At 64.7% G+C, this 13,816-nt stretch carries 7 protein-coding genes and 2 tRNA genes; 5 read left to right on the plus strand and 4 right to left on the minus strand.

Features of this window, described 5'->3' with window-relative positions:
- Positions 1 to 67: 67 nt before the first annotated feature.
- Positions 68 to 688, minus strand: coding sequence for an outer membrane lipoprotein chaperone LolA (gene lolA / locus FYK34_RS03220; RefSeq protein ID WP_149295026.1), 621 nt, complete (start codon positions 686 to 688; stop codon positions 68 to 70).
- Between the two features lie 132 nt (positions 689 to 820).
- Complete coding sequence (locus FYK34_RS03225) at positions 821 to 2,413, minus strand: NAD+ synthase (RefSeq protein ID WP_149295027.1); 1,593 nt, start codon at positions 2,411 to 2,413, stop codon at positions 821 to 823.
- 68 nt (positions 2,414 to 2,481) lie between these two features.
- Between FYK34_RS03225 and FYK34_RS03230 the strand changes: the two genes are divergently transcribed.
- The 3 genes from FYK34_RS03230 (at position 2,482) to FYK34_RS03240 (ending at position 3,902) form a co-directional block, all read left to right on the plus strand.
- The gene (locus FYK34_RS03230; protein WP_149295028.1) at positions 2,482 to 3,609 is read left to right on the plus strand and encodes a GNAT family N-acetyltransferase; all 1,128 of its coding nucleotides are present in this window, start codon (positions 2,482 to 2,484) and stop codon (positions 3,607 to 3,609) included.
- A gap of 59 nt (positions 3,610 to 3,668) precedes the next feature.
- Positions 3,669 to 3,759: transfer RNA gene (locus FYK34_RS03235), tRNA-Ser, on the plus strand.
- Positions 3,760 to 3,811: 52 nt separating this feature from the next.
- A tRNA-Ser gene (locus FYK34_RS03240) sits at positions 3,812 to 3,902 on the plus strand.
- A 70-nt stretch (positions 3,903 to 3,972) separates the two neighbouring features.
- On the opposite strand, the gene FYK34_RS03245 is transcribed toward FYK34_RS03240, so the two are convergent.
- Entirely contained in the window at positions 3,973 to 4,422 is a 450-nt protein-coding gene (locus FYK34_RS03245) for a hypothetical protein (RefSeq protein WP_149295029.1), read from the minus strand.
- A gap of 382 nt (positions 4,423 to 4,804) precedes the next feature.
- On the opposite strand from FYK34_RS03245, the gene FYK34_RS03250 reads away from it, so the two are divergent.
- Positions 4,805 to 7,243, plus strand: a complete 2,439-nt coding sequence (locus FYK34_RS03250) for a GGDEF/EAL domain-containing response regulator (protein WP_149295030.1) — start codon at positions 4,805 to 4,807, stop codon at positions 7,241 to 7,243.
- Positions 7,244 to 7,472: 229 nt separating this feature from the next.
- The gene (locus FYK34_RS03255; RefSeq protein ID WP_168209633.1) at positions 7,473 to 11,471 is read left to right on the plus strand and encodes a PAS domain S-box protein; all 3,999 of its coding nucleotides are present in this window, start codon (positions 7,473 to 7,475) and stop codon (positions 11,469 to 11,471) included.
- Between the two features lie 9 nt (positions 11,472 to 11,480).
- Here the strand turns inward: FYK34_RS03255 and FYK34_RS03260 are convergent, their stop codons facing one another.
- Positions 11,481 to 13,787: an FdhF/YdeP family oxidoreductase gene (locus FYK34_RS03260; RefSeq protein WP_149295032.1), complete on the minus strand. Its 2,307-nt coding sequence runs from the start codon at positions 13,785 to 13,787 to the stop codon at positions 11,481 to 11,483.
- Positions 13,788 to 13,816 lie beyond the last annotated feature (29 nt).

The following is a 13,816-nucleotide window of genomic DNA, read 5'->3' on the forward strand; positions in this document are numbered from 1 at the left end:
GCGGGCTGGCGGGATTGCAACGCGGAAACGGCGGCGGGGCGGCCGGCCCGACGGGGCCGGGATGGGGTCAGTCTCCGCTGACCACATCCACGCCCTTGGGCGCGGTGAAGGCGAAGCGGGCGGCCGGCAGTTTGACGTTTTGCTGCGGCTGCAGGAAGCGGATGCGCGTGTCGTTGCCGAAGCTGTCGGTCAACTCCATTTCCACCAGCATATTGTTGCGGAACCCCATGCGGATGGCGCTGAAGGTGTTGTCCTGTTTCTTGGGGCTGGCGGCCAGCCATTCCACGTCGCCTTGCTTGCCGGCTTCGTTGAGCTTGTAGCTGCGTTCGATTTCGTTGCTGCCGGCCAACAGCGCGGCCGGGCTGGAGCCCAGCGCCGCTCCTTGCGCCTTGCGCGTGACCTGGGCCAGATCCGGGTCGTAGATCCACAAAGTTTTGCCGTCGCCGACGATCAACTGCGAGTAGGGCTTGCTGTATTCCCAGCGGAACTTGCCGGGACGTGCGATTTCCAGCGTGCCGCTGGCTTCTTCGCGCTTGCCCTTGTTGGTGACGATCTGGCTGAAGTCCGCGCTCAGCGTCTTGCTGCCGGCGACGAAGGCTTTCAGCTGCGCCACGGCGGAGGCCTGGGCGGGCAGGGACAGGCAGCAGGCCAGCGTGGCCGCGCCCAGCAGGGTGGTAGTGGGTTTCATCGTATCTTTATCCTTGGGGCAGCGAGTTGCCGTGAAAATGCTGTGACTGCGCGGGAGGCGGGCGGGTTCGGCGCCGGCCCCGCGCAGCGGATGAAAAGCGTTGCGGAATGTTGCAAGCCCGCGGCGGATGGCTTAACTGAACTTGTTGGTGATCGGGTAGCGCCAATCCTTGCCGAAGCCGCGCTGGGTGACGCGCGGCCCCACCGGCGCCTGGCGGCGCTTGTACTCGTTGATTTTCAAGAGGCGCACCACGCGCTTGACGTCGGTTTCGGCGTAGCCGGCGGCGATGATGTCCTCGGCGGATTGGTTGCCTTCCACGTAGCGCGCCATGATGGCGTCCAGGACTTCATACGGCGGCAGGCTGTCCTGGTCTTTTTGATCCGGGCGCAGCTCGGCCGAGGGCGGGCGGGTGATGATGCGCTCCGGGATCACGTCGGACACGCTGTTGCGCCAGCGGCACAGCTCGAACACCAGGGTCTTGGCCACGTCCTTCAGCACGGCGAAGCCGCCGGCCATGTCGCCGTACAGCGTGCAGTAGCCGGTGGTCATTTCTGACTTGTTGCCGGTGGTCAGCACCAGCTTGCCGCTCTTGTTGGACAGCGCCATCAGCAGGGTGCCGCGGATGCGCGCCTGCAGGTTTTCCTCGGTGGTGTCCATCTCCAGGCCATCGAACGACGGCGCCAGCGCGGCCATGAAGCTTTCGTACATCGGCCAGATCTCGATTTCGTCGTACTTGACGCCCAGGCGGGCGATCATGTCGCGGCTGTCGGTCACGGAAATGTCGGCGGTGTAGCGCGACGGCATCATCACCGCGTGCACCTTGTCCGCGCCCAGCGCGTCCACCGCCACCGCCAGCGTCAGCGCCGAGTCTATGCCGCCGGACAGGCCAAGCAGCGCGCCGGGAAAGCCGTTTTTGACGATGTAGTCGCGCACGCCCACCACCAGGGTGCGGTACACGCTTTCCAGCGGGCCGGGCAGGGCGGCTTGGCGGCCGGCTTGGAAATCGCCGTCGGCGTAATCCACCAGCAGCAGTTCGTCGTCGTAAGCCGCGGCCTGGGCGATGACTTCGCCCGTCTTGTTCAGGGCGAAAGAGCCGCCGTCGAACACCAGCTCGTCCTGGCAGCCGACGAGGTTGACATAGGCCAGCGGCAGGCCGGTTTCCTCGACGCGGTAACGCATCACCGCGTGCCGGGTTTCGATCTTGTCGCGGTGGAAGGGCGAGGCGTTCAGGCTCAGCAGCAGGGCCGCGCCCGCGTCGGCGGCCTCGGACGCCGGCTCCAGCTGCCACGCGTCCTCGCAGATCAGCACGCCCACCTTGACGCCGTTTTGTTCGAATACCAAGGGCGCTGCGCCGGGCGTGAAGTAGCGGCATTCGTCGAACACTTCATAATTGGGCAGCAGCATCTTGTGATACTGGCCCAGGCGGTGGCCGTCGCGCAGCACGGTGGCGGCGTTGAAGCGTTCGGCGCCGATGCGCGCCGGATGGCCGACGATGACGGTGATGCCGTCCAGCTGCTCGATGATGTCCAGGCCCTTGGCCACTTCGCGGTAGAAGCTGTCGCGCAGCAGCAGGTCTTCCGGGCTGTAGCCGGTCAGCGCCAGCTCCGGCGTCAAGAGAATGTCCGCGCCCTGGGCCAGGGCTTGCTTGGCGAGCGCGACGATTTTCTGGGCATTGCCGGCGATGTCGCCGACCACGGGGTTGAACTGGGCGAGTGCGATACGCATCTTGAGAGAGCACCGATGATTCTTGATCGGCCGATTTTACCTGAACAGGCTCTCAGAAAGGAAAAGCATTGCGTTTGCAACTGTATGACGCCGTGGGCGCCATCCCGCATCCGGCCTGGCCAGCGGGCGAGAGCGGCGGCGTGTTCGTCGGCCGCGAGTGGCTGGCGGCGCTGGAGGAGGCCGGCTGCGTGGGCGGCGCCACCGGCTGGCAGCCCTTGCCGCTGGCGCTGGAGCGCGATGGACGGACGGAGGCGCTGGCGCCGGCGTATCTGAAGCGGCACAACCGCGGCGAGTATGTGTTCGATTGGGCTTGGGCCGAGGCCTATGCCCGCGCCGGCCTGTCTTACTATCCCAAGCTGGTGGTGGCTTCGCCGTTCACGCCGGTCACGGGCAGCCGCTTGCTGGGCGTGGCGGATGACCGGCTGGCGTTGATAGCCGGGCTCCGTCAGGCGGTTGAGGAAAACGGCCTGTCGTCGGCGCATGTGTTGTTCCCGACGCCGGAGGAGGCGGCTCTGTTGGCGGATGCCGGCTGGCTGCTGCGCGACGGCGTGCAGTTTCACTGGACCAATCCGGGCTATGTCGATTTCGAGACGTTTCTGGCCGCCCTGAGCCGCGACAAGCGCAAGAAGATCCGGCAGGAGAGGCGCAGGGTGGCGGAGGCCGGCGTGGCGGTGAGAGCGCTGGAGGGCGAGCAAATAGCCGAGGCCGACTGGCAGCTGTTTTTCCAGTGCTATCGCCAGACCTATCTGGACCATCACTCGGCACCTTACCTCAATCTGGCCTTTTTCCGCCTGATCGGCGAGCGGCTGGCCAGGCATTGCGTGATGTTCATCGCCAGCCGTGGCGGGCGGGATATCGCCGCCAGTCTGTGCATACGCCAGGACGGCACGCTGTATGGACGTTATTGGGGCGCGCTGGAAGAGGTGTCTTGCCTGCACTTCGAGCTGTGCTACTACCAAGGGCTGGACTACGCCATTCGCCACGGGCTGAAGTGCTTCGAGGGCGGGGCGCAGGGCGAGCACAAACTGGCGCGCGGTTTTGAGCCGGTGCGCACCGTTTCCGCCCACTACATCGCCGACGGGCGTTTCCGCGCCGCGATTGCCGATTGGCTGCGGCGCGAAAGCGAGGGCGTGGCGGATTATCAGGACGCTTTATTTTCGCATTCCGCTTATAAAACACTTGCGCAGGAGGAATAGGGCTTATATACTGCGCAGCCTCTGTGATCGAAACGCCCGGCGCTTCGATTCAGGGTTCTGGAGAGGTGGATGAGTGGTTTAAGTCGCACGCCTGGAAAGCGTGTTTAGGTTAATAGCCTAACGGGGGTTCGAATCCCCCCCTCTCCGCCAGAATGCATCACGAAACCGCCTGGCGGTTTTGACAATTCAGCAAGACACCTCCGGAGAGGTGGATGAGTGGTTTAAGTCGCACGCCTGGAAAGCGTGTTTAGGTTAATAGCCTAACGGGGGTTCGAATCCCCCCCTCTCCGCCAAATTGAAAGCCCCGACTCGTTCGGGGCTTTTGCATTGCGGCATCTCAAGCGCGGCTGCGACAGGCGCTGCCTAGCTGGCGCGCAGGAAAAACGAAGTCTGCGGCACCGAGCTGCCGCCGTTGACCCATTGCGGGTGAGGCGACAGCGACTGGCTGTCGGCCACCTCCGGCCTGGACGGGTTGCCGGCGTTGACCACCAGATAGATGTGCTTGTACTCGGAGCCTATCAGCACGCCGATGTCGCCGCTGCTGAGCATGTCATTGCCGGCTTCCGCCGTGTCCGGCGTTCGGATCACATTCCAGCCGCGCTTTTTCAGCTCCACGGTCAAGCCTATCACGTCGTGTATCACGCCCACATTGATGCGGGCCATGTCCAGCAGCAGGCTCAGCGTGGCGGCGCACAATGTTTCACCGCCCAGCCGCTCATGGCCGACGATGCCGCCGGCGGCGAGGCGCGCGACGCCCAGGCAATTGGGGTTGCTCGCATAATTGATCAGCAGCGGAATTTGTAGCCGGTCCATGGCTGCTTTCCTCCCAAGGAAAGTCGGGCGACGATTTGCGCCGCCGGCAGATGGCCAATGCGAACTTCGCCTGGCGCATGCGCATGGTCTGGAGTGGGGCCAGGCATGTCTGGGCGAGAGCGCTTCCATATACGCGGAATGCCCTGTCACTTTTGGCAGGGTATGTGGCAAATTCAACCAGTAAAACTACCTAGAACAGGGCAGTATTACTGTCTTTTTCGTCCCATGCGGCGATTCATGCCTAATCTAAAGCAACTTGTTCTTGCCGCGCTGGCGAACTATCCCTAAATGTGTAATCACTCTGCATAGAGTCTAATGAATTGGCTTTTGGCCATCCGCGGCGGCTCATGCGCGGTTCCCGGCCTTCGCAAGAGGAAGTCAAATGTTCAACGACCTGGCGCGGGATCAGGCGCGCATCTTGATTGTCGATGACGTGCCCAGCAATGTGCATGTCGTGCGCGAGGCGGTGCGCGGGCTGGGCGAAGTGCGCTTCGCCACCAGCGGCCGGGCGGCGCTGGACATGGTCCAGCGAACCGCGCCCGATGTGATCCTGCTCGACATCGAGATGCCGGGCATGGACGGCTATGCCGTCTGTCGCGAGATCAAGGCATCGCCGGGTTTGCAGGACATCCCGGTGATTTTCGTCACCGCGCATGATCAGACCGAGAACGAGTTGCGGGCGCTGAGCCTGGGCGGCGTGGATTTCCTGCATAAGCCGCTGAACGTGCCGGTGGCGCGCGCGCGCATCCAGACGCACTTGGCCTTGCGGCGCAAGAGCAAGCAACTGGTCCAGGTGCAACAGGAACTGGCCGATGTGCTGCGCAATCTGCCGGCCTTCATCGCGCATTGGGATAGGGAACTGCGCAATGTTTTCTGCAACGACGACGCGGGGCGTTGGTTCGGCCTGAATGCTATCGCCATGCGAGGCCTGCATGCGCGGGAGGTGCTGGGCGCGCTGAATTACGCCGCCATGGAGAGTTATCTGCGGCAGGCGCAACGGGGCGACAATGCCTCGTTCGACATGAGCTTCCTGCGGCAAAACGGCGCCACGCTGTATGGGCAGGTGGCGCTGGTGGATCGCCAGGAAGCGGGCCTGCTGATGCTGATCACCGATGTCACGGAACGCAGGCAGGCGGAGCAGGCGCTGTATGACGAGAAGGAGCGCATCCGCATCACGCTGAACTCCATCGGCGACGCGGTCATCGCCACCGACGCCCAGGGCTGCATCACCTTTCTCAACCCGATCGCGGAGATGATGACGGGCTGGCTGTCGCGCGAGGCGATCGGCATGCCGATCGAAACGATCATGCCCTTGCAAGAGAGCGGCGCCGGCCACGTCATCGGCAATCCCATCCGTCTGGCGCTGGCGGAGCGCCGCACCGTGGGCATGGCCTTGAACTGCACCCTGCAGCGCCGCGATGGGGTATTGATGGAGGTGGAAGACTCGGCCGCGCCCATCCTCGATCATGCGGGGCGGCTAAGCGGCGCCATCATCGTGTTCCACGATGTCAGCGAAGCCAGGGCGATGGCGGTGAAGATGACCCATCTGGCCCAGCATGACGCGCTGACCAATCTGCCCAATCGCATCCTGTTGCAAGACCGGCTGCTGCAGGCTTTGCAAAAAGCGGAACAGGATGGCGAGCGCCTCTGCATGCTGATGCTGGACCTCGATCATTTCCAGTTGATCAACGATTCCATGGGGCATTCGGTGGGCGACCTCCTGTTGCAGCAGGTGGCCAAACGCCTGCAGGGCGCCCTGCGCACCAGCGACACCATCAGCCGCCAGGGCGGAGACGAATTCATCATCCTGATGCCCGGCGTGACATCCATCGAGCAAGCCGCCATGAACGCGGACAAGCTGCGCAAGGCCGTGGCCGAGCCGTTCTGGCTGGGCGAATCGCGCTATGACCTGTCGGCGTGCATGGGGATCAGCCTGTATCCGGACGATAGCCGGGACGCCGAGGATCTGTATCGGCATGCCGATGCCGCGCTGTATCACGCCAAACAGGAAGGGCGCAATCTCTGCCGCTTCTTTTCCGGCGAAATTGAGGAAGCGCTGCTGACGCGGCGCGCCCTGGAGCGGCATATCCGCATGGGGGCCGAGCAAGGCGGCTTCATGGTGTACTACCAGCCCAAGGTGGATGTGGCCAGCCAGCGCGTCGTGGGCGTGGAGGCGCTGATGCGCTGGCGCAATGAGGATGGCGTGATTCAGCAGCCTGCCGATTTCATTCCGCTGGCGGAAAAAACCGGCTTGATCCTGCAGTTGGGCCAATTTGTGCTGAGACAGGCCTGCGTGGACGCCAAGCGTTGGCATGACGCCGGCGCCCCTTTGCATGTGGCGGTCAATGTGTCAGCGCTGCAAATGGTGGAGGGCTGCTTCTGCGAGGATGTTCGCGCCGTCCTGCAGGAAACCGGCCTGCCCGCCAGCCTGCTGCAGCTGGAAATCACCGAGAGCATGCTGGCGCAGGATGCCGAGCGGACCATGCAGACGCTGAGCGCGCTCAAAAGCCTGGGCGTATCCATCGCCATCGATGACTTCGGCACCGGCTATTCCAGCTTGTCCTATTTGAGGCTGTTCCCGATAGATGTTTTGAAGATCGACCAAAGCTTTGTGCACGACATGCTGACCGACAAGAACAGCGCGGCCATCGTGTCCGCCATCGTCAGCATGGCCCAAGGCATGGGTTTGAGCCTGGTGGCCGAGGGCGTGGAGTCGGAAGAGCAGGCCGTGGCCTTGTTCAAACTCGGATGCCACACCATGCAGGGCTATCACTATGGCAAGCCCATGCCGGCGGTGGAAATGGAAAAGGAGCGGGTCTAGCGGCGCTTGACGTTTGCAGGGCAGGGCGCGTCCGCGCTTCGGCCAATCCGCAGGGCCGGGGGCCTTTCCCGCCGACGCTTCGGGGTTCCGCGCGGGCGGAGCATGGCCATGCGGCGCCTGAATGCGCGCTTCGTCGCGAGCGCATTCAGGCGCGAGCGCGAGGCAAACGCCAACCGCCAACCGCCCCTGGCAGTCGCAACCGTGTGGGGTCCGAGGAAAGGACGATATCTTGAAAAAATGGGGCGAGAAGGGAGAGCGGCTTGCCGCCGGCTGGGCGCTGTTGACCCTGTTGCTGGGCTGGCTTATCAGCGGCGGGCTGGCGTTTGCCGACGCCATGCATCTGTCCGATCCGCTCAAGGCCGGCGGGGCCGGCGCCGTTCTCAGCCTTTTGCTGGCCTTGCTGGTCCACCTGTTCATGCGCGGCTATGAGCGGCACAAGCAGTTCGCCCAGGACCAGTCACGGCTGGCCGGCATCGTGGAAAGCTCGGTGGACGCCATGATCAGCAAGACGCTGGACGGCGTGGTGACCAGTTGGAATCAAAGCGCGGAACAGATCTTCGGTTTTTCAGCCGAGGAGGCGTTGGGGCGCACCGTGGCCGAATTGATCGTGCCGGAAGACCGGCTGCATGAGGAGAGGGACATCCTGGAGCGGATCCGCCGCGGCGAAAGGGTGGAGCATTTCGAAACCGTTCGCCGCTGCAAGGATGGCCGGCCCATCTTCGTGTCGGTGGCTATTTCTCCAATCCGGAGCGCGGATGGCAAGGTGATAGGCGCGTCCAAGGTGGCGCGCGACATCAGCGTCCAAAAACAGGTGGAAAGCGCCCTGCATGAGCTGAACGACAGGCTGGAGGAACTGGTGGCCAGCCGCACGGCGGAGCTGGAGAAGGCGCGCGGCATCCTGCGCGCGGTGCTGGACGCGGTGCCCGCCATGATTGGCTATTGGGACAGCCAGCAGCGAAACCGGGTGGCCAACCATGCTTACCAGCACTGGTTTGGGCGTGCTCCCGAGCAGGTCTATGGGCTTTCCCTGCGGGAGCTGCTGGGGGAAGAACAGTATCAGGACAATCTGCCGCTGATCGAGGCGGCTTTGCGCGGCGAGCCGCAATGTTTCGAGAGACGCATGGCTTGCGCGGACGGCAAGACCCGCCATGCCCTGGTCCAGTATGTGCCGGACAGGGTCGATGGCGAGACGCTGGGGTTCTACGCGATATCGCACGATATCACCGAGCTGGAAGAGGGGCGCCGGCAACTGAGCGCAGCCTTGCAGGACAAGGAGCTGCTGCTGAATACCATCAACCAGCAGCTGCTTTACTCCGTGTCCGACGCGGCGGGCATCATCTGCGAGGTCAACGAGCTGTTTTGCCAGACCCATGGCTACGCGCGCGAAGAGCTGCTGGGCCGCAACCACCGGCTGTTGAATTCCGGCACGCATCCGCCAGCCTTCTGGCAGTCCATGTGGCATGCGGTGAAGTCGGGACGCGCATGGCGCGGCGAGGTTTGCAACAAGACCCGCGATGGACAGCTGCGTTGGCTGGATACCGTCATCGTGCCGCATGTCGGCGCCAGCGGCAGCATAGAGCGCTATATCTCGCTGCGCATCGACACCACCGAGAGCTTGCGCCAACAGCGCGAATTGCTGGCGGCCAAGGATCAGCTGCAACTGGCGGCCGAAGTGGCCCATCTGGGCGTGTGGAGCTGGACCCCGGACGATAACCGTCTGAACTGGAATGGCCGCATGTTCGACATTTATGCTCAGCCGCCAGCGCAAGAGGGGTTGGATTACCGGCACTGGCGCGAACGCGTGCATCCGGACGATCTGTCGCGTGTGGAAGCCAGCCTGAGCGACGCCGTGGCGGGCGTGGCCGAGTTCGATACGGCCTTCCGCCTGGTGCTGCCTGATGGCGGCATCCGCTTCATCCAGGCCGCCGCCACGGTGGAGCGCGACGATAAGGGGCGCGCGGTGCGCGTCACTGGCATCAATCAGGACATCACGGCGCAGCGGGTCTTTGAGGAAAACCTGCTGCAAGCCAAGCAGCAAGCGGAGCAGGCTAGTGTGGTGAAAAGCCAGTTCCTGGCCAATATGAGCCACGAGATCCGCACGCCTATGAACGCGGTACTGGGCTTGCTGCAATTGTTGCTGCACACCCGGCTGGATGAGCGGCAGCGCGATTACGTGGGCAAGACGCAGACGGCTGCCAAGTCCTTGCTGGGTTTGCTCAACGACATTCTGGACTTTTCCAAGATAGACGCAGGCAAGCTGCAGCTGGACATCCATCCCTTCGAGCTGGAAGGCCTGATGCGAGACCTGTCCGTCGTGCTGTCCGCCAACAACGGCGACCGCAATGTCGAGGTGTTGTTCCGCATCGACCCGGAACTGCCCTCCCTGCTATGCGGCGACCGGCTGCGCCTGCTGCAGATTTTGATCAACCTGGCCGGCAATGCGCTGAAATTCACCAGTCAGGGCCAGGTGGTGGTGGCGCTGGGCGAGCAGGCGCGTTGCGATAATCGGGTGCGGCTGCGGATCGAGATCAGCGACACCGGCATCGGCATTGCGCCGGAGCAGATGGCGCGCATCTTCGATGGCTTCACCCAGGCCGAGGCCTCCACCACCCGCCGCTTTGGCGGAACCGGCTTGGGGCTGGTGATCAGCAAGCGCCTGGTGGAGCTGATGGGCGGACGCCTGCAGGTGGAGAGCCAGCTGGGCTGCGGCAGCCGCTTCTGGTTCGATCTGGAGCTGGAGATCGCAGACGATGCGCCGTTGGTGTTGACGCCCTCCGTGCTGAAAGACCGCATGCGCATCCTGGTGGTGGACGACAATCCGCTGGCTGGCGAGATACTCGGCAATACCATCAACCAGATAGGCTGGCGCGCCGAGTACGCCGACGGCGGCGAGGAGGCGCTGGAGAGCGTGCACCGGCTGGCGGCATTGGGCCAGCGCTACGACGTGGTGCTGATGGACTGGCGCATGCCGGGGATGGATGGCCTGGGCGTGGCCGAGCGCATGCGGCGCGAACTGGCCGGCGAGCGTCCGCCGGTGATCATCATGGTGACGGCTTTTGGCCGAGAGGTGCTGGCCGAGGCGGTGGACCAGCAGAATGCGCCGTTCAGCGACTTCCTGACCAAACCGATCACGCCGCAGCAACTGGTGGACGCGGTGGGGCGATCGGTGGATTGGCGTGGCCGGCCGGAGGGCCAGGCGGTCAGCGGCAACGAGGCCTTGGGGCGCCGCCTGGCCGGTTTGCGCATCCTGCTGGTGGAGGACAATGCGCTGAACCGGCAGGTGGCGTCGGCGCTGCTGGAGGAGGAAGGCGCGCAAGTGGCCGTGGCCGAAGGCGGCCTGCCCGGCGTAGCCATGGCCACAGCGGCTGAGCCGCCGTTTGATATCGTGATCATGGACGTGCAGATGCCGGACATAGACGGCCTGGAGGCGACGCGGCGCATTCGCGCCGACGTGCGCTGCCAGTCCCTGCCCATTCTGGCGATGACGGCTAATGCCTCGCATTCGGACCGCGAGGCCTGCCTGGGGGCGGGCATGAACGACCATGTCGGCAAGCCCATCGACGTTGACGAACTGGTGCCCAAGCTGCTGAGCTTGTGCGGCCAGCGCCAGCTTGCCGCCCCGCCCGCGGCGGGAGTGGGCGCGGGTGAGGAAGAAGTGGAGCCGCTGTCGTCGCGCCTGCGCCGCTTCGGCAACCGCCTGTCGGTTTACCGCGTGGCGCTGAATACTTTCCAGCAGGAGTGCCAGGATTTGCTGGAAGCCGCGAGGCTGGCTGGCGGTGCGGAAGACGAGCAGCGCAAAGCCCGTGCCATCGCCTTGCATACCTTGAAGGGGCTGGCCGCCACCATGGGCGCATCGGCCTTGAGCCAGCAGGCGGCGGCGTTGGAAAAACGGATCAAGGCGGGCGAGGAGGCGGACTGGACGCGGGAGCTGCCAGGCCTGTCCGCATGCCTGGAGCGCAGCGCCGGCCTGCTGATGCAGTCCATGCCTCCGCCGGACGCGGCTCCGATGGAGCCTGCGGCGGGAGACGGCAGCCAGGAGCAGATGCTGGGGGAAGTCATGGCCATGCTGGAGGACTGCAATCTGGCAGTGGTCGATCTCGTCGGCGAACTGAGGCGGCGCGGGTGGGGGGCGCCAGCGGCGACGCTGGATGAGCTGGAAAAGTGCGTGGCGCAGTTGGACTTCGCCGAAGCCGCCCAGATCGTCCGCCGCCTGCAGGCCCCCACTTGAGCCGCTTGCTCAGGCGGCGTGCGTGGACCGGCTGAGCAATACCGGCACTGACTTCGAGGTGGGCGTATTGGAGACGGTTGCCACGCTGTCCAGCGGGATCAGCGGATTGGTTTCCGGGAAGTAAGCGCCCAGGCAGCCGCGCGGGATGTCGTACTCCACCAGCAAAAAGCCGTCGGCCCGCCGTTCCACGCCGTCATGCCATACCGTGAAAATATCCACGCGCTCGCCGGCGGCGAAGCCCAGCTTGGCGATGTCCTCGCGGTGGATCAGCAAGATGCGGCGCTGGCCGTAGACGCCGCGGTAGCGGTCGTCCAGGGCGTAGATGGTGGTGTTGTACTGGTCGTGGGAGCGGGCGGTCATCAGCACCATCAGCCTATCGCCATGCAGCGCGCGCGCGCGGGCGATGGGCGTGTCTTTTTCCAGCGCGTGGACGATGAACTGCGCCTTGCCGCTGGGCGTGAGCCAGCGTCGCTCGCGCGAGGCCGGCGTCAGGTGGAAGCCGCCTGGCTGGGCCACGCGGGCGTTGAAGTCCTCGAAGCCCGGAATGGCCTGGGCGATTTCGTCGCGGATGCGGGCGTAGTCGTCCACGTAAGCCAGCCAGTCTATTTTGTCGCTGCCCAGCGTGGCGTGGGCCAGGCGCGCGGTGATGGCGGTTTCCGACAACAGCTGTTCCGATGCCGGCGCATTGATGCCGTAGGACAGGTGCACCATGCACATGGAGTCTTCCACTGTCACACCCTGCGGGCCGGTTTTTTGCAGGTCGATCTCGGTGCGGCCCAGGGTGGGCAGGATCAGCGCGTCCTGGCCGTGGATCAGGTGGCTGCGGTTCAGCTTGGTGGAAATCTGCACCGTCAGCGCGCAGTTTTGCAAGGCGGCGAAGGTGAGCGGCGTGTCCGGCGTGGCCATGGCGAAATTGCCGCCCAGGCCGACAAAGACCTTGACCCTGCCGTCGCGCATGGCGTGGATGGTGTCCACGGCGTCCAGGCCGTGCGCGCGCGGCGGCTCGAAGCCGTAAACCCGGCCCAGGCGGTCCAGGAAGGCCGGCGTAGGTTTGTCCTCTATGCCCATGGTGCGGTCGCCCTGCACATTGGAGTGGCCGCGCACCGGGCATAGGCCGGCGCCGCGACGGCCGATATTGCCGCGCATCATCATCAGGTTGGACAGCATCTGGATGGCGGCCACGGAGTCTCGGTGCTGGGTCAGGCCCATGCCCCAAGTGCAGATTACCGCCTTGCCTTGCGCGTAGACTTGGGCCAGCTTGGCGATGTCCTCGAACGGCACGCCGGCGGCGGCGATCAGCTCCGCCCAGCTCTCGGCGCGCAGATCGGAGGCGAAGGCGTCGAAGCCGTGGCAGTGTTCGGCCAGGAAGTCGACATCCAGCACGCGTTCGCCGCCCTTGGCTGTGGCTTCGTCATCCAGCTCCAGCACGCGCTTGGCCACGCCCTTGATCAGGGCGAAGTCCCCGCCCAGCATGGGGCGGATGAACAGCGAGCTGATCCGCGCGCCGCCGTTCACCAGGTCCAGCGGGTGCTGCGGGCTGGCGAAGCGGTCCAGGCCTTTTTCCTTCAGCGGGTTGATCGACACGATGGTCGCGCCGCGTTTGGCCGCCGCGCGCAGCTCGTTCAGCATGCGCGGGTGGTTGGTGGCCGGGTTTTGGCCGAATACCAGGATGGTGTCGGCGTGTTCGAAGTCGTCCAGCACCACCGTGGCTTTGCCCACGCCCACCGTCTGCGGCAGCGCGCGGCTGGACGATTCGTGGCACAGATTGGAGCAGTCCGGAAAGTTGTTGGTGCCGTACAGGCGCACGAATAGCTGGAACAGATAGGCGGTTTCATTGCTGGTGCGGCCGGAGACGTAGAAGGCGGCCTGATTCGGATCGGGCAGGGCCTGCAGATGGCCGGCGATCCGGGCGAAGGCGTCGTCCCAGCTGATGGGCAGGTAGCGGTCGCTGGCCGCGTCGTAGGCCAGCGGCTCGGTCAGGCGGCCGTGCTGCTCCAACTCGTAATCGCTTTGTCGCAGCAGCTCCGCCACGGTGCGGCGGGCGAAGAAATCCGCGCCTATGCGGCGTGAAGTGGCCTCGGCCGCCACGGCCTTGACCCCGTTCTCGCAGAACTCAAACGTGGATGTGTGCTCTCGGTCCGGCCAGGCGCAGCCCGGGCAATCGAAGCCGTCCGGCTGGTTCTGGCTCAGCAGCGTCTTGTAGCGGCTGCCGGGCACGTCCTCTTTCCACAGCGTGATGGTGGTGCTCTTGATCGAATCCAGGCCGCCGGCAGGCTGGCGATAGGCTTCGATGCGTTCCTTGGGCTTGTGGTCCATGGCGGGGTGTCCAGATGGGTAGGCGGTGA

Source organism: Chromobacterium paludis (assembly GCF_008275125.1).
Classification (GTDB): domain Bacteria; phylum Pseudomonadota; class Gammaproteobacteria; order Burkholderiales; family Chromobacteriaceae; genus Chromobacterium; species Chromobacterium paludis.